The 20884-nt window shown below is 46.6% G+C and carries 21 protein-coding genes; 6 read left to right on the top strand and 15 right to left on the bottom strand.

Annotated elements, in window-relative coordinates; translation table 11 throughout:
• The first annotated feature begins 221 nt into the window (after window positions 1-221).
• Window positions 222-1958: a CHASE domain-containing protein gene (locus H6F88_RS08360; RefSeq protein ID WP_190642271.1), complete on the top strand. Its 1737-nt coding sequence runs from the start codon at window positions 222-224 to the stop codon at window positions 1956-1958.
• Between the two features lie 68 nt (window positions 1959-2026).
• On the opposite strand, the gene H6F88_RS08355 is transcribed toward H6F88_RS08360, so the two are convergent.
• The 5 genes from H6F88_RS08355 to H6F88_RS08335 all read right to left on the bottom strand — a co-directional run bounded on the left by H6F88_RS08355 (window position 2027) and on the right by H6F88_RS08335 (window position 5036).
• Window positions 2027-2215, bottom strand: a complete 189-nt coding sequence (locus tag H6F88_RS08355; RefSeq protein ID WP_190642270.1) for a hypothetical protein — start codon at window positions 2213-2215, stop codon at window positions 2027-2029.
• 298 nt (window positions 2216-2513) lie between these two features.
• Window positions 2514-2861 (bottom strand): DUF4278 domain-containing protein, encoded by a 348-nt coding sequence (locus H6F88_RS08350; RefSeq protein ID WP_190642269.1) that lies wholly within the window; start codon window positions 2859-2861, stop codon window positions 2514-2516.
• Between the two features lie 153 nt (window positions 2862-3014).
• A complete protein-coding gene (locus H6F88_RS08345) occupies window positions 3015-3818 on the bottom strand; it encodes an ABC transporter permease (RefSeq protein ID WP_190642268.1) in 804 nt (267 codons plus the stop codon).
• A complete protein-coding gene (locus H6F88_RS08340) occupies window positions 3815-4609 on the bottom strand; it encodes an ABC transporter ATP-binding protein (RefSeq protein ID WP_190642267.1) in 795 nt (264 codons plus the stop codon). The genes H6F88_RS08345 and H6F88_RS08340 overlap by 4 nt, the downstream gene beginning before the upstream one ends.
• Before the next feature lie 37 nt (window positions 4610-4646).
• On the bottom strand, window positions 4647-5036 hold the full coding sequence (locus H6F88_RS08335) for a hypothetical protein (RefSeq protein ID WP_199333501.1): 390 nt from the start codon (window positions 5034-5036) through the stop codon (window positions 4647-4649).
• A 60-nt stretch (window positions 5037-5096) separates the two neighbouring features.
• Between H6F88_RS08335 and H6F88_RS08330 the strand changes: the two genes are divergently transcribed.
• The gene (locus H6F88_RS08330) at window positions 5097-6404 is read left to right on the top strand and encodes a recombinase family protein (RefSeq protein WP_190642266.1); all 1308 of its coding nucleotides are present in this window, start codon (window positions 5097-5099) and stop codon (window positions 6402-6404) included.
• Between the two features lie 19 nt (window positions 6405-6423).
• Here H6F88_RS08330 and H6F88_RS08325 read toward each other — a convergent pair whose 3' ends face one another.
• The 5 genes from H6F88_RS08325 to H6F88_RS08305 all read right to left on the bottom strand — a co-directional run bounded on the left by H6F88_RS08325 (window position 6424) and on the right by H6F88_RS08305 (window position 12304).
• Window positions 6424-8103 (bottom strand): hypothetical protein, encoded by a 1680-nt coding sequence (locus H6F88_RS08325; protein ID WP_190642295.1) that lies wholly within the window; start codon window positions 8101-8103, stop codon window positions 6424-6426.
• A gap of 300 nt (window positions 8104-8403) precedes the next feature.
• A complete protein-coding gene (locus H6F88_RS34345; RefSeq protein ID WP_190642265.1) occupies window positions 8404-8586 on the bottom strand; it encodes a hypothetical protein in 183 nt (60 codons plus the stop codon).
• Between the two features lie 539 nt (window positions 8587-9125).
• Window positions 9126-9563: a GNAT family N-acetyltransferase gene (locus tag H6F88_RS08315; RefSeq protein WP_190642264.1), complete on the bottom strand. Its 438-nt coding sequence runs from the start codon at window positions 9561-9563 to the stop codon at window positions 9126-9128.
• 459 nt (window positions 9564-10022) lie between these two features.
• Window positions 10023-10817 carry an RNA polymerase sigma factor SigF gene (locus H6F88_RS08310; RefSeq protein WP_190642263.1) on the bottom strand — a complete coding sequence of 265 codons (795 nt, stop codon included), beginning with the start codon at window positions 10815-10817 and terminating at the stop codon, window positions 10023-10025.
• 656 nt (window positions 10818-11473) lie between these two features.
• A complete protein-coding gene (locus H6F88_RS08305; RefSeq protein WP_190642262.1) occupies window positions 11474-12304 on the bottom strand; it encodes a photosystem II manganese-stabilizing polypeptide in 831 nt (276 codons plus the stop codon).
• A gap of 611 nt (window positions 12305-12915) precedes the next feature.
• Between H6F88_RS08305 and H6F88_RS08300 the strand changes: the two genes are divergently transcribed.
• Both H6F88_RS08300 and clpP read left to right on the top strand, forming a co-directional pair.
• The gene (locus H6F88_RS08300) at window positions 12916-13308 is read left to right on the top strand and encodes a hypothetical protein (protein WP_242043502.1); all 393 of its coding nucleotides are present in this window, start codon (window positions 12916-12918) and stop codon (window positions 13306-13308) included.
• 137 nt (window positions 13309-13445) lie between these two features.
• Complete coding sequence (clpP, locus tag H6F88_RS08295; protein WP_190642261.1) at window positions 13446-14054, top strand: ATP-dependent Clp endopeptidase proteolytic subunit ClpP; 609 nt, start codon at window positions 13446-13448, stop codon at window positions 14052-14054.
• A gap of 60 nt (window positions 14055-14114) precedes the next feature.
• On the opposite strand, the gene H6F88_RS08290 is transcribed toward clpP, so the two are convergent.
• The gene (locus tag H6F88_RS08290) at window positions 14115-14954 is read right to left on the bottom strand and encodes a hypothetical protein (RefSeq protein WP_190642260.1); all 840 of its coding nucleotides are present in this window, start codon (window positions 14952-14954) and stop codon (window positions 14115-14117) included.
• A 238-nt stretch (window positions 14955-15192) separates the two neighbouring features.
• Here H6F88_RS08290 and H6F88_RS08285 point away from each other — a divergent pair, with 238 nt between their 5' ends.
• The gene (locus H6F88_RS08285) at window positions 15193-15984 is read left to right on the top strand and encodes a DUF475 domain-containing protein (protein ID WP_190642259.1); all 792 of its coding nucleotides are present in this window, start codon (window positions 15193-15195) and stop codon (window positions 15982-15984) included.
• Between the two features lie 100 nt (window positions 15985-16084).
• On the opposite strand, the gene ndk is transcribed toward H6F88_RS08285, so the two are convergent.
• Window positions 16085-16534 carry a nucleoside-diphosphate kinase gene (ndk, locus tag H6F88_RS08280; protein WP_190642258.1) on the bottom strand — a complete coding sequence of 150 codons (450 nt, stop codon included), beginning with the start codon at window positions 16532-16534 and terminating at the stop codon, window positions 16085-16087.
• A 199-nt stretch (window positions 16535-16733) separates the two neighbouring features.
• Between ndk and speA the strand changes: the two genes are divergently transcribed.
• A complete protein-coding gene (speA, locus tag H6F88_RS08275; RefSeq protein WP_190642257.1) occupies window positions 16734-18707 on the top strand; it encodes a biosynthetic arginine decarboxylase in 1974 nt (657 codons plus the stop codon).
• A 358-nt stretch (window positions 18708-19065) separates the two neighbouring features.
• Here the strand turns inward: speA and H6F88_RS33905 are convergent, their stop codons facing one another.
• The 3 genes from H6F88_RS33905 to H6F88_RS08260 all read right to left on the bottom strand — a co-directional run bounded on the left by H6F88_RS33905 (window position 19066) and on the right by H6F88_RS08260 (window position 20539).
• Complete coding sequence (locus H6F88_RS33905) at window positions 19066-19194, bottom strand: hypothetical protein (protein ID WP_277882151.1); 129 nt, start codon at window positions 19192-19194, stop codon at window positions 19066-19068.
• A gap of 34 nt (window positions 19195-19228) precedes the next feature.
• Complete coding sequence (locus H6F88_RS08265; protein ID WP_190642256.1) at window positions 19229-19387, bottom strand: YqaE/Pmp3 family membrane protein; 159 nt, start codon at window positions 19385-19387, stop codon at window positions 19229-19231.
• A gap of 135 nt (window positions 19388-19522) precedes the next feature.
• On the bottom strand, window positions 19523-20539 hold the full coding sequence (locus H6F88_RS08260; RefSeq protein WP_190642255.1) for a tetratricopeptide repeat protein: 1017 nt from the start codon (window positions 20537-20539) through the stop codon (window positions 19523-19525).
• Between the last annotated feature and the right edge of the window lie 345 nt (window positions 20540-20884).

Here is a 20884-nt window from a genome sequence, read left to right as displayed (position 1 = left end):
TCATCGACATGACAGAACAGGGATTCTAGACTAAGCATGGGGCGGTTAGATGAGTTAAAAATTAGGTACTTTCAACTCTATCTATTTCGCCCCTCCTTATCCCGAACTCACGTTATCTAGAACGGCACGATTGCTTCACCTTTCTGTAGCCTTTTGAACGATGGAACGCTTCAGGATCGCTTTAGATCTGTTTGAGGCTCAATTAGTGCTCAGATATTTGTATGGCTAAGCTTTCTGTCAGTCACCCCGTTGTTTTAAGACTGGCGCTAGGAGTAGGGGTAGGGTTATCTATCCTCGCGGCTTTATTTGTGGGTCGATGGGAAGTTTCTAACCAGCAAACTCGGTTTCAAAGACAGATCGAGAGTTTAGCAACAGCCTTGCAGCGGAGCCTGAATCGCTATACCGATGTGCTGGCGTTTTTGGGAGATTACTACGTCGTCACTCAAGGGCAAGTTGAGCGGCAAGAGTTTTCTAACTATGTGGCGCGATCGCTCAACACATATCCTGGCATTCAGGCGCTGGAGTGGGCACCCTTGGTGCAGCAGGCAGATCGTTTAGCTTTTGAACGAACGATCCAGGCAGAAGGCTATCCAAACTTTCAAATTACTGAGTTGACGAGTGACAATCGGCTCGTTAGAGCAGGCGATCGCCCCTATTACATTCCCGTTACTTACGTTGTTCCGTTCGCCAATAATGAAGCCGCATTTGGGTTTGATTTGAACTCTAATCCGGCTCGTGCTGTCGCTATAGAGTTTGCCAGAGCTCAGGGAAAGATTACCGCAACGGGACGTATCCGTTTGGTGCAAGAACAACGCGATCAGTTTGGTTTTCTGGTCTTTTTGCCGTTATATCAAACGGCTACGGTTCCTGATGTATCCAGCCGACGTGAGCAGTTTGAAGGATTTTTGCTCGGTGTTTTTCGAGTCTCAAATGTGGTTGAAGAATCACTCCAGGATTTGGGATACGAAATTGACTTTGTTTTATATGACCAGAATGTCAGTGCCGACCAGCGGTTTTTGGGACGATATGATGCCGTTGTTCAGCAGGTGATGACCAATGAGCGCGATCGCCCATCCCACTCTCTATGCTCCACAGCCACTCACTGTAGCCGTACCCTCACGGTCGGACAACGCCAATGGCAAGTCATCTTTTCACCATCTGGTAATTATCCGTTTAATCTGAACTATGGCGCACCTACCACCCTTTTTGTGGGGCTGGTGCTGACTGCCAGCCTAGTGCTTTTTTTGAGTAACTTAAATCGTGAGTTGACTCAGGAAAAGATGTTAAACAACCTGAAACTGCGGTTTTTTTCAATGGCATCGCATGAACTTCGCACGCCGCTCAGCACCATTCTGCTGTCGGCAGAGTCGTTACAACTGAACCGCGACGAATTGTCCGAAGCTCAAAAACAAAACAACATTCAGCGTATTTATCTCACTGCAAAACGAATGAGTCAACAGATTACGGATTTGTTGACGTTAACGCGGGCAGAAGTCGGCAAACTGGAGTTTAACCCAGAGCTATTAGAAGTAGAACCTTTTTGTCAGCAAGTTCTTGAGGAACTAGAAGATAATATCCATCAACGCGTTAGCTTGACTAGCCATTGTCAAAACACGAAGGCGTTCTGGGATAAAAAAATGGTGCGATCGCTACTCACTAACTTGCTTTTTAATGCCGCTAAGTATTCCCCTAACAATCTGTCCGTGCAGATGATTTTGCGTTGTGATTACCAAACCGCAATCATAGAAATTTGCGATCGCGGTATTGGTATTCCAGTTGTAGAGCAAGCCCAAATTCAAGAAGCCTTCTCTCGTGGCAGCAACGTAGGTGATGTTGCTGGTACAGGATTAGGTTTAGCAGTAGTGAAAACCTGTGTTGAATTGCACCGGGGAGAATGGGCGATCGAGAGTGAGGAAGGACAGGGAACAACTGTAACTGTGAAATTGCCATTGGAGTAATACCCAACCCGCACTTTTTTGACGTTTAGTTAAGTCACCTACTTGCTCTACGAGATATTTCAGCAGTATCAGGGCTGATTCACGATCCACTTACAGACCAGTTTTCCGTCTTCAACGATCCACTGGGCGGTTAAATTAGGTTTTCTTGATGAGATATAGTGAGTTGAAATGAGTTTTGAGTGAAGGTCTGAAGTGCCGATGCGATCGGGGATAAAAATGTTTTCCGAAGTAGGTTGGTGACGATATTCTAGCTGCACGATTTGAACTCCTTGATTGAGAGATGGAGGGAAACCCTCAGAGGGCTGACTAACTAAAAGAGCTAGCTGGAGGTTAGTTCAAGGTTTAGAATTGGCGGTGTTGCGGCTCAGCTATCCTTGAAACTGAATTCAGTGTGCCTTTGAAACCCATACCAAACAATCGGGGTTTAGGCTTTTAAGCAAGAACTTAAGCAGATGCAGCAGAAAAATCGTCAACGCCCTGATTTTCCAAAAGGTTTCGAGCAAAGGGATAGAAACTCGGATGAAATTGGACTGCTTAAGTTAAGAAGAATTTTTCTTATTTCAGAGTAAGACTCACCCGATTGCGTGATTTCACGTAAGCTTGGTCTGTGCAAGAAACGAGATAAATTCTGCTTATTGGGAAGGGTTGCACCTTGGACTTGTCACGCAAAACCACCATTGCGTTTGGAACCCAAGATTGGGACTGAGAGATCCAGGTGCTACCACGATAGGTTCCGTTGGCTGCAAATGATATATCTTTTGTCGATGCCGCAGGGCGACGGTAGGAAACACCTCGATAGGTGAGGCGATCCCCCAAAGCTTCTTCGCTGGCTGCCGTTGAATCGATCTGGAAACCTTGAGCAAGAATCGATTGAAACAGGCTGAAATAGTGAGAAAACTGCATGGAACTGTTCTCCTTGAGGGACTTTTTAAGCGGTAGACAAATGATGTAATGCCTGGCGCAGTTGCAATCTCTACCGCAATTTCCATGCGCTATATGTTTAAGTTGAGTTTATTGAGCAGCCAGCCGCAATTGGTCAACTCATCAGGTAATGGACTACTTGCCACTCCAGTGAATGACTCGTTTTTCGACCAGTAAGAACAGCACGTTTAGAAAGTACCCCAACAATCCAGTCACCAAAATGGAAGCGTACATGTCCTGCACGTTCAGAACTTGCTGAGCATCAATAATCCGCTTGCCTAACCCTTGTTCCGTTCCAATAAACATCTCTGCAACAATGACGATCACCAGAGAAATGCTAATGCCACTGCGTAAACCAATAAAGGTCTGAGGCAAACTTTCCATCAGCAGGACATCTGTAAACACTCGCCAGCGGTTTGCACCCATTACCTTGGCGGCTAAAATGCGGGACTGCTTGGCATTAATGACTCCATAGGCGCTGTTAAACACAATCAGCAACAGGGCGCCGAACGCCGCAATCACGACTTTAGAGAAATCACTCACTCCAAAAAACAAAATGAACATGGGAATCAGTGCGCTAGCAGGCATGGAGCGAAAAAAGTCAATCAAAAACTCGACGCTGCGATAGAGTTTTTCAGAACTCCCTAATGCCACTCCTAGCGGGACGCCGACTAGCGCAGCCAGGAGAAAAGCGCTAAAGGTTCTCAGTACGGTTGCGCCAAAGTCGATCGCCATGTTGCCTGTAAACATTGCCTGGAATAAGGTGGCGATCGTTGTCCAGGGTGTTGGTAAAAGTACCGGATTAACCCATCCAGAAACAGAAATCAGCCACCAGATGATAAAGAGTGCCAGCACTCCCACTAAGGGAAGTAGTTGATCGATGTGGCGAAATCGCGAAACGGATTGAACACGACGCTTGGAGGCGTGAGCTGTAATCATTTCCGCATCTCCTGACGAAAAATTTCTAAACAGTAACGACTGACTTCGATAAATTCGGCAGAAGAAAGGGTTTCAAAGGTGCGAGGACGGGGAGCGGTAAACGATACCATCTCTACCAGACGGGTTGGACGCTTACTTAACAGCAGGATGGTGTCTGCCAAAAACACTGCTTCTTCCAGGTTGTGTACCACCATAAACATAGGAATTTTGGTGGTCATGAAAATTTCCTGGAGCTTATCGCGCACAAACAGTGTGGTTTCAAAATCCAGTGCTGAAAAAGGTTCATCTAGAAACAACACTTCTGGATCAGCAACTAATGCTCGCATGATTGAAATAAGCTGTTGCTGTCCACCTGAAAAGCTGTAGGGATAGCGCTTTAGATCGAGTTGGATGTTGAAAGTGCTAATTAATCGCTCGACGCGATCGCGGCACTCTTTGTCTGACACCCCTTTTACCCGTAAGGGATAAGCAATATTCTCGTAAGCACTTAGCCAGGGCAGCATTGCATCTCGATAGTTTTGAAACACATAACCAATCCGTGCCCGCCGAATCGGTTTACCATGAATGCGGATTTCGCCTCCATTAAAGGGAATCAGTCCGCTGATCATGTTAATCAGCGTTGATTTGCCGCAACCGTTGGGTCCAAACACAGATACCAACTGGTTATTCGTTAAGTCCAGGTTGAAATCATCGTACAGGATGGAATCGCCGAACGATTTACACAATCCCTGCACTGAGACAAAGTGTTCATGGGGAGCAATGCGCTGCTCAGTTATGGAATCTAACGTCATAAACGTCTCCTAAGTCTAAATCCCTTCAAATGCTGAATCAAATAGGTTTGTACAACAACGCAGACACATCAACCGCACGCGAAAAGACTGTTTTTTCGGTCATAAAATCAAAGAATTTTTGGAAATATGCCACATCTTCTGGAGTGAATTCGTCATACAGGGTGTAGCCCACAAGTGGTACTTTCTCCACCAGATCTCCTTCAATTGCGGTATATCCCACCAAGTACTGACGGGCTTCGTCAGGGTTATCTCGAATGTCTTGAATTGCCCGACGATATGCCTCAGCATAGGTTTGAGTTGCTTCTGGAAACTGTTCTATGAACTTGCTGCTGAGGGCAGCCGATCCACCAAACCAGGGAGCCATTGAATCACCCAGAATGTATTTGGAGACAACGCCATTCTCCAGAATGCGAGTGATTCCTTTCATTTCACCCACGGTTCCGGTTGGCTAATCACCTATCCTGAATTAAGGATTGGGCTAATCACTATGAAAACAATCGCTTACTCTTATACCGATCCTTTATTAGAATCTGCACCAGATGCGACCATTTGGGGATGGGAAGTCGATCGGATTTATCAAGACCTGGGCGATCGCCAGCAGCTTCAACAGTTACTTCAAGATTGTCAGTCAGAGTCAAACGATTCCTCAGAAACCTATTTATTAGTGCGTCGGTTAGAAGAATTAGGAGACTCTGTGCAGGCAGTAGGCGATTGCCTGACAGAACTTGAAACTTTAGGTGTTCACCTAATTGCAACGGAGGAAAAAGTTGGCGCAGACAATCAGCCGCTTACCCGTTCAGATTTGCTGAAACTGCTGCGCTCAATTCAGGATAGCCAGCGCAGTCGCTACATTCGCAAAGGTCACGCTCGAAATCGGATCAAGGCTCTGCCACCTCCGGGCAAAGTACCTTACGGCTATCGTCGCGGCAAGGATCGCTATATCGTTGATCGCAGCACTGCACCCATTGTCAAAGAGTTTTTTGATAACTTCTTGCTCTATGGTTCGCTTAGAGGAAGTGTTCGACATTTAGAAAAAAAATACGGCAAAAAAATCTCGGTTTCTACAGGAAAACGTTGGCTTACTAGTTCGGTCTATCGTGGTGATTTGCTCTATCAGAACGGAGAGGTCGTCTCAGATACCCATGCGGCGATCGTGTCGCGAGAAGAGGCAGCTCAGGTCAATCGCCTGCTGCGTCGTAATCGTCGTTTGTCTCCCCGTTCTGCTAGTGCGCCGCGATCGCTGGCAGGGCTGGTGTTTTGTGCAGCTTGCAACTCCGCGATGACGGTCACTCGGGTCACAGCGGTACGTAAATCGCAGGAATATCTCTATCTGCGACCGATTGCCTGCCCAAAGCGTCCTAAATGTCGCGCTTTACCCTACCAACAAGTGTTAGAGCAAACGATTCAGCGAATTTGCGAAGATTTACCTCGTGCAGTTAGCGGAGCAGAAATGCCAGACTTGGAGCGAATCAAGCAAGGCGTTTCAGCTCAAATTGCTGCAAAGCAGGCTGTCCTGGAACAGTTACAACCCTTGGTAACAAGCGGTGTTTTAGACGTAGAAACGGCTGATTTGAGAGCCTACAAAATCCGTACAGAAATCTCAGCTCTGCAAGCTCAGCTAGCTCAATTTCCCCCTGTTAACTTGCGGGCGATCGCTCAAGCCGTCTCCATTCCCCAGTTCTGGCTAGACCTATCAGAAGCAGAACGACGGTTCTATTTTCGAGAATTCATTCGCCAAATTCAGATTTCCCGCCAAGAACAAAACTGGCAAATTCAGCTTGTTTTTATCTTTTAGCCTTTACGTCTACATCCACTCAATCCTCAACAGGAGCATCGCTGCTGGTAGGGTTAGCATCATTGCGCCTGCCCGAATTTCGCACTCGCATGACCTTACTCAACAGGTCATACCAAAAAGACGCGCCCATTGACAGTGCAATTCCAGAGACCAACCAGCCAAGAATGCGTCTAAGATATGGCACTCGGAAGAATGGAATGAGCGAATACTGTCCTTCTAAATTCTGAGCGTATAGATTTTCTTGATTCCAACCAATCGGCAAAGATAATCCTTGTAGCGCCCCATCCACTGCATCTCTGATGTTGCGTAAGCGAACAGCTTCAGCCGAATTAGCATTAGCAGCTTGACCTGCTTCTGGTTCAGCCGGTAGAGAAAAATCGGGCGGCAGCGGCTCAAATGTTTCCGGTTCAGAATTCTGAAATTCGCTCGCAGAATCGGATGGCAATGTTTCTTCTATTTCAGGTTCAAATTCTTGAGATTCATCATTGGGTTCAGAAATTGGAGGTTCCGATTCTGATACGAATGGCGAACTGGCTGGAGTTTGAAGCGGCTGAGCAACCAGTTGATCGGCTGCATTGGAGATGGTCGATCGCAAAATTGAATCTTTAGACAACCGATTCACAATGTGAAAAGTGTCAGCATTACTGATAGTAGCAACGAGGAAACCGATGGCGATCGCAATTCCTTTTGAATTGCGCTTATAAACTCCCGACGATCTCTCCATCGAGTAGTCAAACCAAGTCCCAACTTCCCGCTCTAACTGCTGCACTCCTGCCTGCAAGCCGTCAGCTTTAAGCTGAGCCTGTCGAGCTAGCGCAATCAAGTTTCGCTGTAATTGCTCTGGAATTTCCGGATTTTTCTCATGAATTCGGGCAATAATTCTAGCAATTTGAGGCGACAGATTTTGCTGATTGGATTTATCTAAAACAATCGCTAAAACCTCAGAAACGGTAGGCTCCATCCGCTTAAGTGCGATCGCCTGCCGTAGATAGGGCAAACGCCTACGAATAATCTCCTGGCAGTGGTGATTATCTGAAAGACTTAATTCTGTATTATCAACAAATTGCTTAATCTGTTCAGCGATTTGGTCAATTGCAGTAGTAAAAGCAACTCTGCCTCTAGCAAAATTTTCAAAAATATCAGCAAGTTCGCTTTCCAAAGCTTGAAGTTCGCTAACCAATAAAGAATCATCGCCAAGACTACTTCTGAGGTCTTGCAAAACCTGCTTCACCAATTCCAGCTTATCTTTATTGAATTTTTGAACCGTCAACTCACTGACTTTCTGACTCAATAACTCTAGATCAAGCTTTTGCAAAAGCGCTGTAGCAAAGGCTTGGGAAGGAATGTAAGAAGGACCACTTCGCTGACTACCAAACACGTTTTGTACGCCCGTAACTGACCGATAAAAGTCACCAGTTGCATGGCTGAGCTTGCGAAAAGATCTAGCGATTCGCCCTTTAGCTTCCTGGTTAAGCGCTTTAAGCGGAGGACTGCTATACAAGTCATCAACAAATCTTTGCTGGATTGAACCGGTTTCAACCTCTCCAGTTAACAAAATATCAATTGCTTTTTTAAGATGTTCAGCCCGCCACTGCAATAGAGTTGCAATAAGTTCCTGAATTTCGGAAGTTAACAAGCTTAGGATTAAGTAAATAAAAATTAAACCGATAGCAATATCAAAGACGAGAGGTAAGTTCATCCCTCAATAGCTCCCAACTTAGCTAACAAATAGTGATTTACTGAAGCATGGGGTAATATATAGCACAACTCATCTAGAAATATGTCTATTTAAACAAGTCTAAATCTAAAAAAGAGGGTTTATTTATAACAGATTGTCATAAATAAACCCTCTTTGTAAGGATGTTTTTTGAAAAAAGTGAAAGTTGTACAGCCTAAAAAATAGCTTTTAGCGCTGGAGAGGATAGAATCCTTCAACTATCAGCATTTGAATTACCAGCAAATTCCGCAAAATTTGCTAGTGGTTTTGTTACTTAACAAACTACTGACAGACCAAATCGAGTGCATCGACTAAACGTTCTAACTTTTTAACCTGTTGCTGATTTGTAGCGATCGTCGACGAAAAATTAGGCATTTCTTGCCAGCAATGAGAGCAAAACCAATAAATGCTATTGTGGCGAGCGTGACGAAGCAACTGTTCAGAGCAGCAAGGGCAGGTGTTCATAATATTTTAAAGGGAGTTCAAAGTGAGGATAAACTTCTTAATCATTCGGTCTGGGAACACGATTCTTAAAAAAAGCGGAGTTGCTGATAGTAAGATGAGCAGCAAATAGGTTCAAGCTAAATGAAAGACCCTAATCAAATTGTCGTCTTAACTACAAAACAAGGAATCTAACTTGAGAAACATTTATGTGGTTGAGGGGCTTGTTTCTACTAGCCTATTCACTCTTTTCCAGAACGGAACAAGTCAACACAAAAGTTTATAGAGCAGGTTTGAGCTAATAACCATCCCTTGTCCAAAGCGGATATACCTCTGCTCAGTAAGTTAACGAATGTTTAGAGATGTAATTCGGTTCTGAGTTTAGCTAACTCTCTAGGAATAGCTTAAAAACGAGGGAAAATAGGTCAGTTGGGCTTGGGGATCAAGCCTTTCCTCATCCAAACTCGCTTCCCCTCTTGAATAATTAAGGCTTGAGCTGATACTTTAAGTCTTAGGTTTAAGAGGAAAAGTGATGCAAAACACTATTTTTGGATTGCCGGACTTTACAGCGATCGCAACCTCATTTCTATATGAAGGATACCTGCCTCTTCAAACACTTCACCCCGCTGCTCAAAGCCAAGCTTCTGATAGAAGTCTTTGACATAAAGCTGAGCGTTAACTTTAATTTCAGGGATGTTTTTTGTATTTAAAAAGACAATTGCTTCTTCCATCAGTCGCTTCCCAACACCCTGTCCACGACAGTTTGATAGCACTGCAACTCGCTCAATCTTGGCAAGTTGGTCGCTAAGCAAACGGATTCTAGCCGTTCCAACTGGCTCATCATTTAAATGTGCTAGCAGGTGAATGGCGGCTTCATCCTGTCCGTCAAATTCGAGCACTGTATCAACTCCCTGCTCAACCTGAAACACCTGGTAGCGAATAGCCTGAATCAGGAATTTCTCCGCTGCATGGGAAACAACTCTAATTACCAAATTGCTCATTTACACTCTTCCCTTTGGCTCTGAGGCTCTTAGCTCACGCCATGCCCAGGACTTTAGCCTAGATGATTATTAAATCGTTTAATACCGTTTCTCTAAAAGAGGGCTACTCCTGGCAGGACACTTTAGAGGATGTCTGATGCAGAATCCGTTTCGTAAAGAAGCACTATTGGTTGAATAGGCGAAGCATTCGGCAAAAGAACTGTGCTTCAGTTGCAAGGGTTGTAACCGCATGATTCGCCCCCACCGCTACCGCCAATTTGGTATGAGGAGTAGCTCATGCCTTGCGTATGGGCGAGACACTGGGCAAGCACGTATTAAATCTCCCGGACAAGTTGAAGCTTTTCAGACATCCTCCCAAACAAAAATTAGGGTAGACGCATTGCACCTACCCAAACCTTGGCTCTCTATTGATCTGATCAGAACTTGTGCCTAAAGCGTAAAGAACTTGCCGGTTAACGTTTATTCAGCCTCATCTACTTCAGAAGGCAGACCTAGCATTGAGTTCTTTAATAGCTTCAGACCCTTCTTAACTCGGCGGGAAACAGTGACAGCGCTGATACCCAGCCGTTCAGCTGTTTCTTTTTGAGTCAAGTCATGCAGGAACACAAATTCCAGAACTTCGCGAGTGCGCTTTTCTAGCTGAATTAGAGCTTGTTGTAATCGAATTTGGTCTTCTTGAGCAAGCTGGAAGCTTTTATATCGCGGGTCAGGAATGATTTCACCTAGACAGGTGGAACCTTCGTCCTCGTCTCGCATGGGAGCATCCAAGCTAAGCGGAGCTCGATTGCGGCAGGCTAGTCTGATTTCTTGCCATTCTGATAGGGGAATTTGGAGGGCGAGCGCCACTTCACTATCGGTTGGCTGCCGGTGCAGCTTTGCCTGCAACTCCCTGTTTACGCAGGTTGCTTGATGCTGCAGAGCTTGCCAGCGTCTAGGAATCCGAATCGGTGAACCCTTATCCCGCAGGTAGTGCTGGATTTCGCCGCGAATATAAGGAATCGCGAAAGAGCTAAAGGCATGACCTTTGGACATATCGAACCGTTCAATTGCTCGAATCAGCCCCAGACTGCCCACCTGCAGTAAATCTTCGTAGCTTTCCGTACATTGGTTAATCCAATGGTGAGCTTCCTTCCTGACCAATCCAAAATTAAGTTGTACTAACTGATTACGGATGTCCGCAGAAGGAGACTTCTGATATTCCCGCAACAGATGCAAACTCTCACTTTTCAATTCGTTTATGACGATGGTAGACATGACGAGATTCAGGTAGGTAGAGCACGTTACTTCACAGAAGTCTGTATAGGTTCCCCGATGTCAAAACAGCTTAAGGACTGATGTCACATAAGGCAAGTCCTTGACAGGGCTAATACATCAACAATTTAATCAAGGTACTCGAGGCTGGCTCTAAACTGCTACGGTACCCGCAATAGACTTAAAAATCAATAAAACCTAAATGAAAGCGGAGGGTTGAGGCTCCTGAAGTATTTAACGTGAGTTCGGGATAAGAAATCGTCAGAACCCCTGATTTTTCGTACCTCATTTCGTTGCAGTGAATCAAGCTATTGTCAGCAAGGTCCACAGATGCAATTTTTCTCAATAAACAACCTTATTGAGAAGAGCCTACAGCAATACCCTTTGCCTAAAGCCTTTTATACCAAACCTTGCAGCGTTTAGCTTAACCCGAACTCACGTTATTTAGGATTTGGTCGCTTTTAGGGATAGATCAAACCTATTCGGTCGGCAAGGTTTGAAACAACGGCATTATTACTGAACCTGGCTTAACTGAACTTGGCTTAAACCAGGGAGTTCCTGGATGAGAACAAAAAAGGGGGAAACTTCCCCCTTTAAGTATCCGTAATTTCGAACAGATAACAATGCTGAAGCCGATGAACTCGATGACTCTGCTGAGTTTAAGCTTGAGCAGGCTCAATCCGAGCGTAGAACAGTCCTCGAATCTTTACGTCTACAGGAGCTGCTGTTCCCATGTCGGTGTCGGAGGGTTGAACGCTCTCAAAGGTACCTGCAACTTCACCTGACACGTTGTCAACTTTGGCAACTTGTAAAGAAATGCTGCCCTGTCCCATGTCAAAGCTCTTGATGTTTTCACGCAGCAGTTCTTCGCTGTCGCCTCGGCTGGGCAAAGCGACTGCGGTGTCATAGCCAGTAGCAAGACCCCGACCTTTAGGATCTAAGAAGTTAGAGGTGCGGTATGAAGGAACTTTAAATGTGCCTTCAAAGTCTGTAGACGTGTTGATGCTTTGCAGTCCAGACTGGCTTTGCGCTACCAAACCTTTGATGCTAAAGAGGAAAGGAATTTGTTCTCCACCCGGTAGCTGAACGGTAATAGCCTGGAAGTCAAATCCATCATCTTCGACGAACTTCAAGCTGCCATCAGATTGAACTTTTAGCTCACCGCTAACCTGATCGATCGTGGAGGTATAGCGGGTCAGGGGTTTGCCTGCGATGAATGCTGCCGATTGCCGCTTGTTGATAGGCTCTTCCTTCACAAAAAAGCTGGTTGGCTCCAAGCAAAGACCTGTCAAGGAAAAAGTTTGATCAGGGGTGATAGGAATAGATCCTCGGCTGGTTTCTCCGAGTTGAGGGCAGGAGTTAGCAAGACCAGTGCCTCGGATCTGATCGTAAGTGAGCGGGCCGCTTGCAGCGGATGGGCCTTCGCTACAAGCTGTCAAAAATCCCAGGCAAACTGCCAGGAATGCAACGATTAAAGCGCGATACCTCATGGTCAACCTCGATATAAATGTAAAAATCCCGCCAGTATCATCTTAAAGAGAGAGCAGGTTTTGGCGATTCAAGCAGGGAAGGCGTGAGTTGAAGCCATCTCAAAGAGGGAAATCTTTCGCCAGGTTTGCTTATGCGTGTGGAAAAGGTGCTGTCGCCAATAGAGACTCAACGAACTCTTGACCAGATGGAATAAATGCTTAGAAGCAGCCTGGAATCGCTCGGATTAAGTCTCATACTGAATTCTACAAGACCTTGTCACCTTTTCTTAAGCTAGTCTAAGGATCATCTGTAAATTAGCCTGATCGCTGTTTTGAGAGGGATGTATTTCTGCCAAAACCACTAATCAAGCTTCATTTAGTTCATGATTCGTAAGAAGCAATGTTGAGAATTTGCGATCGCCCATTCATTCTGTTTACAGTTCATCATCTGCTAGCTCAATCGATACAAGTTTGCAGAGATCCAATATTCTTGAACAGTTGCAGGATTAACAGTGGAACTCAGCGGTTTCAAGTTAAGTTCTAACCAAATCTGCTTTGAAGTTGCGTTTCTCCGTACTATCTTGTGGGGCATTTGGGGTATGGTGTTGGCTGAGTCTAGGGAAGTAAAGGGTATGACTGAGGAAGAAGAACCTTCTCCAGGTACGGCAGTTCTAAGCAGTATTAAGTCTGTAGGAACGGAGAAGGAACAAACTGCAGAAACAACTGAGCTGGAGGCGATCGCCGCTTTTGTTCTACGAGAAGCAGATCGCTGCCAGGGAGATGGGCGATCGCTTCTAGCACTCTTGCGTCTTTTAGAAGCGCTGCACCGCGAAATTCGCGATGGATTATTTCAAGAATCCTTGCCGGACAATCGTCAAGCGCTGTATGCATTGCTAAAAGACATGGAAGCTGAGGGAGGCTGGCCCTATATCCATCGCATGAAGCTAAAGGAGATTTTAGTTAACCTGCTCAAAGAGTCGGTTGATGCCGATGACTCGGCTCAGAGGCATTCTCAAAGCAGCTAAGAGAGTTATCAGGCTAACAGTACGTTTTAAGAAGGGGCGATTGGTCGTGGAATTCGAGGAATCACTACCGCACCCCAAGCTACTGAACGACGGTGAATCACTACAATGAGAAAAGATTCTGTGGAAAAGAGAGCTACATGATTCCTACCGTTATTGAACAATCTGGTCGGGGCGAACGCGCCTTTGACATCTATTCTCGGCTGTTGCGAGAGCGGATCGTTTTTTTGGGACAGCAGGTTGATTCTGACCTGGCAAACCTGATTGTGGCTCAGATGCTATTTCTCGAAGCGGAAGACCCAGAGAAAGACATTTACCTCTACATCAACTCTCCGGGCGGCTCAGTTATGGCGGGCTTGGGCATTTTTGACACGATGAACCACATTCGTCCAGACGTTTGCACAATCTGTGTAGGGTTAGCCGCTAGCATGGGTGCTTTCTTGCTTAGCGCTGGAGCAAAAGGTAAGCGGATGAGCCTGCCCCATTCCCGCATTATGATTCACCAACCATTGGGTGGTGCTCAGGGACAGGCGGCTGATATTGAAATTCAAGCAAGGGAGATCTTATATCACAAGAGCAGGCTTAACCAGTGGCTGGCTGATCATACCGGACAGCCACTAGAGCGGATTGAGCAGGACACCGAGCGCGACTTCTTTATGTCGGCGGCTGAGGCAATGGACTATGGCTTAATTGACCAGGTCATTGACAAGCGAGCGATCGGTAGCCGTCCTGAGCCCGTGAATGCTTAGGTTTGCTGATTCATGCTTAAAAGCAAAAGCGCGGCATTGCCGCGCTTTTGCTTTTAAGATCTACGACTGCGACTCAAGGTAGTGGAGAAAGTCGAGCAGTTCTGCGTCGGTCAGTTGTTGGCGCGATCGCTTTCCATACGTTTGCTCAAGGTGCTTACGTCCCTGCTCTCTGCCCCAACCCAAGCGTCTCAACTCCACGTCAGTTTGAGCAATCACATCAGAGTTGTCGAATGGCTGATCGAGCAGTGGAGCGAGAGGTTCTACGGGCTTAAGTTCAGCGCTTGTCTTACCATTCTTTTTGGCACGAGAAGATTTGGAGCTTGGAATAGAGGCGGAACTGCTTGTCTGTAGAGATTCTTCCTGCATTCCGGGGTCGGACAAAGGGTAATCGTTTGAATCATCTTCGTCAGGATTAGACAGGTAGAATTCTGTATTATCGATGTTGAATTCAGTACTAAATTCAGTATCCGATTCTAGACTGACAGTCGCATTGGGGAATGCAGCAGTTTTGGAAGCTGGGGGAGATGAAGCGGGGGTGGCAAGTGCTAGAGGTGGGGAAGGGGCGATCGCTCCTGAACCGACTTGCGACAGCCGTGCCGTAGAAGCTGTCAGATCTGTCGAGGCTAAAGATTGAAGGGGCTTGTCTGAAGCAACAGGCAGCGGCGAGTTAAGCAAATTTGTTGGAGTAGGCACTATTCCCAAAGCTTCTAATGCTCTCACCTTAGCCCGATCTTCAGCAGCTTCAATGTTGGATGCTGCTGCCATGCCGCTCGCTAAGGTTGTTCCTCCAAGCTGAATTAGCGCTCGCACCACATAATTCCCGTCATGGACGGTAAGCAGTTCAGCGATGAGGCTACTGGTGGGATAGCGGCTTTGCAGTTGAACGATCAGGTGGTGCATTACAGGAAGGCAATGATAATAGCGGTACAGACTCTCCAGTATTGCAGGCTTGCGCTACAGGGTATCTCTCTATTTTAAGGGATGGCTAAGAACTCTGGTTTCTCAAAACTGCCTTCAAATTATCCGGTTTGAAAATTATATGAATTATGAGGTTAAGCTGAATGAGAGGATCGCTATCCTCAAATGGATGCTTTTAGCATCTATTTTGTTGGTTTTTGAACTAAGAAATCACTGATTAATGCTAGACAAACTGGTAGATTTATCTCCCTACTTTGGGGTTGATACCCTGCTGCTGTTGCCCGTTTTGATTGCGCTGGAAGCAGTGCTTTCGGCTGATAATGCGATTGCTCTAGCTGCGATCGCTCAAGGACTCGAAGGCGAGAAAATGCAGCGGCGTGCCCTCAATTTTGGTCTGGTAATCGCCTTTGGACTGAGAGTTGTTCTGATTCTGACGGCAACTTGGGTGATTCAATTTTGGCAATTTGAGCTGCTGGGAGCTGCATATCTGCTGTGGCTAGTGTTTCAGTATTTCAGCTCAGACGACGATAAAGATGGTAAGGAACATCACGGTCCGCGTTTTGCCTCGCTCTGGCAAGCCATTCCGATGATTGCTATTACCGACCTGGCGTTTTCGTTGGATAGTGTTACGACAGCAATCTCCATTTCCCGAGAAACTTGGCTAGTGCTAACGGGTGGGGCGGTTGGCGTAATCGCGCTGCGGTTTATGGCAGGGCTGTTTATTCGCTGGCTAGACGAGTTTGTTCACCTGGAAGATGCGGGATATACAACCGTTGCCCTGGTTGGGCTGCGGTTATTAGCCAGAGTAATTAACCCCGAGCTTGTGCCTCCCGAATGGTTGATGGTAACTATGATTGCGCTACTGTTTGCTTGGGGCTTCTCCAAGCGAGTTGAGCCTGAAGAAAGCCAGTCTGAAGAACTTTTAGAGGCTGGATTAGGGGTTGAGATGAATGTAGAGGCGGTAGAGGCGATCGCAGCAGAAAAAGAAGCTCAGGAAGTTTCTGCTGAATAGAACTTTTGTACAGTTCTCTAAAGAAGCACAAATGGAAAGGCTCCCTGCGTTGTAGGGAGCCTTTCCAGTCATACCCAAATTCTTGGAACTGGTACTACTTTTATTCGTAAACCCAAGGATTGATTGTGGGTTGCCAGCTAGCCAGTTCTTCTGAAGTAAACCAAAGCGCGATTTCGCTCTGGGCAGTTTCCGGAGCATCAGAGCCGTGAATGATGTTGCGACCGATGCTAACGCCGTAGTCACCCCGGATTGTTCCTGGCTCTGCGTTGAGCGGATTGGTTGCACCAATGATTTTACGGGCTGAGGCAATTACGCCTTCTCCTTCCCACACCATTGCGACAACGGGACCAGAGGTGATGAATTCAACCAGTCCGGGAAAGAAAGGCTTTTCCTTGTGAACACCGTAGTGCTTTTCTGCCAGTTCGCGGCTAACGTTCATCAGCTTTAAGCCTACGAGCGTAAAGCCTTTTGCTTCATAGCGGCGGATGATTTCACCGATGAGTCCACGCTGAACGCCATCCGGTTTGATTGCCAAAAATGTCCGTTCCACAGATCTGCTCCTACATGTTGTGTCTTAGACCTTCTCTATGCTCAGAAAAATGTGATCGTTTGTAAAGTGCAAACTTTGTATTCTTACCCAAGATTTAAACGTAATTTAACTGAAACCCTTGCCTGCTCACGGATGTAGCTCGTTTATAGAAACGATACGCTAAACTGGCTATTTAACAAATATTTGCGGGGGATGCGAAATGGGGATTCAGCCAAAAGCAGTCCAGGTTGAGTTAGAGAAGTCGTTGCTCGATTTACCCAATCAGCTAGAGACGACTCGACCTCAAACCTGGACCATTGAGGACAGTGAGGAACTGTATCGAATTCAGGGCTGGGGTGAACCCTATTTCTCGATCAACGCAGCGGGACATATTACAGTTTCCCCCAGGGGCGATCGCGGCGGTTCCCTCGACCTGTTTGAACTGGTGAATGCGCTGAAGCTGCGAAATCTGGGTTTACCGCTGCTTATTCGCTTTTCTGACATTCTTGAAGACCGGATCGAGCGGCTGAATGCTTGTTTTAGTAAGGCGATCGCCCGATACAACTATCCTGGCGTGTATCGCGGTGTGTTTCCCGTCAAGTGTAACCAGCAACGCCACTTAGTCGAAGACCTGGTGCGCTTTGGCAGACCCCATCAGTTTGGCTTAGAAGCCGGATCAAAGCCTGAATTGATGATCGCTCTAGCAACGCTCAAAACACCGGGCGCACTGCTGATCTGCAACGGCTATAAAGACCGGGAATACATTGAAACGGCGATGCTGGCACAGCGGTTAGGTCATACGCCAATTATTGTGCTGGAGCAGATCGAAGAAGTGCAGCTGGTGATCGAAGCGCAGCATAAGTTAGGCATTCAGCCGATCTTGGGCGTTCGGGCTAAGCTGAGCGCCAAGGGAATTGGGCGCTGGGGCACCTCGGCAGGCGATCGCGCTAAGTTTGGCTTAACCATTCCTGAAATTATCAGCGCCGTAGACCAGCTTCGAGCCGCAGATATGCTAGGGTCGCTACAGCTTCTGCACTTCCACATTGGTTCTCAGATTTCTTCCATTAGCGTCGTCAAGGATGCCCTGCGTGAAGCTAGCCAAGTCTATGTAGAGTTGGCGAAACTGGGCGCAGCAATGCAATATCTTGACGTGGGTGGCGGTTTGGGGGTGGACTATGACGGCTCCAAAACGAACTTTCACGCTTCCAAAAACTACAACATGCAAAACTACGCCAATGATGTGGTTGCAGAGGTGAAAGAAGCCTGTACAGAGCGAAGCCTGCCCGTTCCTACGTTGATTAGTGAAAGTGGACGGGCGATCGCCTCTCACCAATCGGTTCTCGTGTTTGATGTGCTGGGCACCAGCGATGTGCTGTCAGAACTACCTGAACCACTGCAAGAGCGGGAGCATCTAATCATTCGCAACCTGTATGAAACCTACCGTTCTATTACGGTTGAGAACTATCAGGAGATGTATCACGACGCAACCCAGTTTAAGGAAGAGGCAGTTAGTCTGTTTGGGTTTGGCTACCTCAGTTTGACTGAGCGGGCAAGGGCAGAGCGGTTGTATTGGGCTTGTTGTCAGAAGATATTGGCGATCGCCCGTCAGCAAGACTATGTGCCCGACGACTTGGAAGATCTAGAAAAAATCATGGCCTCGATCTACTACATCAACCTCTCGGTGTTTCAGTCTGCACCAGATAGTTGGGCGATCGATCAGCTATTTCCGATCATGCCAATTCACCGTCTTGACGAAGAACCTACCGAACGCGCAACTCTGGCTGACCTAACCTGCGACAGCGACGGCAAAATCGACCAGTTCATCGACCTGCGCGACGTAAAATCTGTTCTGGAACTTCATTCCCTTAAACCCGGAGAGCCATACTACCTGGGCATGTTTCTCGGCGGCGCATATCAGGAAATTATGGGTAATCTGCACAACCTGTTTGGTGACACTAATACCGTTCACATTCACCTCTCACCTAAAGGCTATCAAATCGAACATGTGGTCAAAGGCGACACGATGACCGAAGTGTTGGGTTATGTGCAGTACGACTCCGAAGACTTGATTGAAAGCATTCGCCAACAGGCAGAGCAAGCTTTACAAGAAAAGAAAATCACGATTCAGGAGTCACAACTGCTGCTACAAAATTACGAACGTAGCCTTAGCCGCTATACCTATCTCGCTCCATAGTTTGTTACCATCAAATTCAATTTTTGCGAGGAGAGAAGGGAAAAGAAAACAGGTCTTTTTCCTTCTCTTAATCCATCCTGAACGAAAACAGCTATGTTGTTGAGGACAAGTAAGGTTGAGATGATAGAGACTTCAGCGATCGCAAATTACTTATTCTCAACTGCGGTAGCATTTGCTGACGGGTAGATTTGCGGTGCTAATATCTACTTCGTCCCACTGTTGCTCTGCGAAATAATCCTAGAATGCCAGCAAAAATAGCTGAACCGATAATAGACCAGATAATAGAAAATGGCTGTCCGCCAACGTTTAACTCAAACAGCACAGGAAGTCCCAGTTCGCGGGCAAGCCACAGACCTAACTAAGCGCCAATGATTCCAACAACAATGGAAGCCAAGCAGCCACCGGCGGTGTAGCCAACTAGAGATTGACCAATTCCTCCACAAATTGCTGCAACTAAGAGCAATATACCAATCTCTACAAGTGACATTTTTAATTACAGAGGGTTACAGGATAAGTTAGTCCTATCTTCTAGCAATGATCCAAACTGCGTGAACAACTCCTGGAATGTAACCCAGTAAAGTTAAGAGAATGTTGAGCCAGAATTGCCCTGTTAAACCAACCTGTAAAAACACACCCAGAGGAGGTAAGAAAATTGCAAAAATTAGTCGGATGATATCCATAATTTTGTTCTAGATTGCTCTAGAGTGCTTTAGTTACTACACTACTCTCTCAGTTCTTCTAAAGATCTGTCTTCCATCAGAGGACAGAATGTAGAGAAGAAGGTGAACAAAGCAATGAAAACAAAGCTTAATAGCTTAATACAAGCTTGCTCTAACATAGTCACCGAGCGCACAGTAAGCAGTTTTAAGGGTAGCGATCGCTTGCTTCTCTAGCTTTTGATCGCAGGTCGTTTTGGCAAGTATGAGCCGTTGCTCGTAGTACTCAATTGCCCGACCCGGATCGCCCATCGCTTCATAGATCACGCCCAGGCTTTCTAGCGCCTGTTCTTCATTTTGGTGGTCCTGCAGGGCACGGGCAATCGCTAACCGCTGCTGATGATAAGTAATGGCTTTGCGATGGTCGCCTAATGTAAAGCAAACACTCGCTAGATTCTTTAGAATCTGTGATTCGACCTGTAGATCTCCAGAACGGCGAATAATCGTCAGCAGCCGTTCGTAGTATTCAACTGTCTTAGCGTAGTTTGCCAGGGAGTGATAAGCGTTTCCCAGGTTTCGCAACACCTGTGCTTCAACTTGACGATCCTGCAATACTTGCGCCAGGGTCAAGCTTTGCTCATAGTAAGCGATCGCCGTTTGACGGTCGCCAATTGCCTTGTAAGCCATGCCCAAATTGTTCAGCGCAGCCATTTCGCCCCGCTGATCTCGAATTTCTCGGGAGACATTCAGACTTTGCTGCTTGCAGTCAATTGCCTTTACATGGTCGTTGAGATGCCGGTAAGCATTCCCCAGGTTGCCTAATGCTTGACGCTCCGTGCGGCGGTCTGCAATTTGGCGGGCGATCGCTAGGCTAAGCTCTGAGTGGGCGATCGCCTCAGCGTAGTTGCCTAGCGCATAGTAAACCAGCCCCAAGTTATTCAGCGATTTCCCTTCTCCTTGAAGATCTTGAGCCTGCCGGTAGTCTATCAACGCCTGCTGAAAAGTTTGCAGCGCCACCTTAAATTCGCGTGCCTGGTGTTGCTCAACGCCCTTTTCAAATAATTGATCTGTCCCAGCTTTCACCCGATTTGCCTCAGCGTCAGCGTCCTCAGGCTGTACAACAGTTTCCTGAGAAGGAACGAAGGTTTTTTGCTGATGGCCAGACAGTTTAGCCATAAAGTTGAATGCTTGCCCTTTAAACTCCAGCGATCCGTGCAGCCGGTTGTCTGCTGTGACAGTGATTTTAGCCCATGAGAGCTATTGTCCAGGAAAACTGCCAGCAGAAACTAGCTTAATCTTCAAGCCTTTGCCTCAGCGATCGCACTTACTCTCTTTTACTTTAAAGTTTGTGGCAAAACCGCTCAATTCTCCTTGAATCAAAGAATTGAGAGATTTACCATGCATTGGCGGTAACCAACTAGCCTTGCAGCAAAAGTAGGCGGTGCTTAAATAAAGCACGATGCTGACGAATCTTATCGTAAAGACCGTAAATTCACTTAACTCCTGAGGATGAGCTCGAAG

It is taken from the genome of Oculatella sp. FACHB-28, assembly GCF_014696015.1.
Taxonomy (GTDB): domain Bacteria; phylum Cyanobacteriota; class Cyanobacteriia; order Elainellales; family Elainellaceae; genus JAAUTN01.
Note: the sequence above shows the minus strand (reverse complement) of the source record. Positions and strands in the feature narration are given on the sequence as shown.

Bases quoted from the DNA above. Each gene is read 5' to 3' on its own strand.
- H6F88_RS08360 (WP_190642271.1), top strand. From the start codon at position 222: ATGGCTAAGCTTTCTGTCAGTCACCCCGTTGTTTTAAGACTGGCGCTA.
- H6F88_RS08350 (WP_190642269.1), bottom strand. From the start codon at position 2,861: ATGCAGTTTTCTCACTATTTCAGCCTGTTTCAATCGATTCTTGCTCAA.
- H6F88_RS08345 (WP_190642268.1), bottom strand. From the start codon at position 3,818: ATGATTACAGCTCACGCCTCCAAGCGTCGTGTTCAATCCGTTTCGCGA.
- H6F88_RS08340 (WP_190642267.1), bottom strand. From the start codon at position 4,609: ATGACGTTAGATTCCATAACTGAGCAGCGCATTGCTCCCCATGAACAC.
- H6F88_RS08335 (WP_199333501.1), bottom strand. From the start codon at position 5,036: ATGAAAGGAATCACTCGCATTCTGGAGAATGGCGTTGTCTCCAAATAC.
- H6F88_RS08330 (WP_190642266.1), top strand. From the start codon at position 5,097: ATGAAAACAATCGCTTACTCTTATACCGATCCTTTATTAGAATCTGCA.
- H6F88_RS08325 (WP_190642295.1), bottom strand. From the start codon at position 8,103: ATGAACTTACCTCTCGTCTTTGATATTGCTATCGGTTTAATTTTTATT.
- H6F88_RS34345 (WP_190642265.1), bottom strand. From the start codon at position 8,586: ATGAACACCTGCCCTTGCTGCTCTGAACAGTTGCTTCGTCACGCTCGC.
- H6F88_RS08315 (WP_190642264.1), bottom strand. From the start codon at position 9,563: ATGAGCAATTTGGTAATTAGAGTTGTTTCCCATGCAGCGGAGAAATTC.
- H6F88_RS08310 (WP_190642263.1), bottom strand. From the start codon at position 10,817: ATGTCTACCATCGTCATAAACGAATTGAAAAGTGAGAGTTTGCATCTG.
- H6F88_RS08305 (WP_190642262.1), bottom strand. From the start codon at position 12,304: ATGAGGTATCGCGCTTTAATCGTTGCATTCCTGGCAGTTTGCCTGGGA.
- H6F88_RS08300 (WP_242043502.1), top strand. From the start codon at position 12,916: ATGACTGAGGAAGAAGAACCTTCTCCAGGTACGGCAGTTCTAAGCAGT.
- clpP (WP_190642261.1), top strand. From the start codon at position 13,446: ATGATTCCTACCGTTATTGAACAATCTGGTCGGGGCGAACGCGCCTTT.
- H6F88_RS08290 (WP_190642260.1), bottom strand. From the start codon at position 14,954: ATGCACCACCTGATCGTTCAACTGCAAAGCCGCTATCCCACCAGTAGC.
- H6F88_RS08285 (WP_190642259.1), top strand. From the start codon at position 15,193: ATGCTAGACAAACTGGTAGATTTATCTCCCTACTTTGGGGTTGATACC.
- speA (WP_190642257.1), top strand. From the start codon at position 16,734: ATGGGGATTCAGCCAAAAGCAGTCCAGGTTGAGTTAGAGAAGTCGTTG.
- H6F88_RS33905 (WP_277882151.1), bottom strand. From the start codon at position 19,194: ATGTCACTTGTAGAGATTGGTATATTGCTCTTAGTTGCAGCAATTTGT.
- H6F88_RS08265 (WP_190642256.1), bottom strand. From the start codon at position 19,387: ATGGATATCATCCGACTAATTTTTGCAATTTTCTTACCTCCTCTGGGT.
- H6F88_RS08260 (WP_190642255.1), bottom strand. From the start codon at position 20,539: ATGGCTAAACTGTCTGGCCATCAGCAAAAAACCTTCGTTCCTTCTCAG.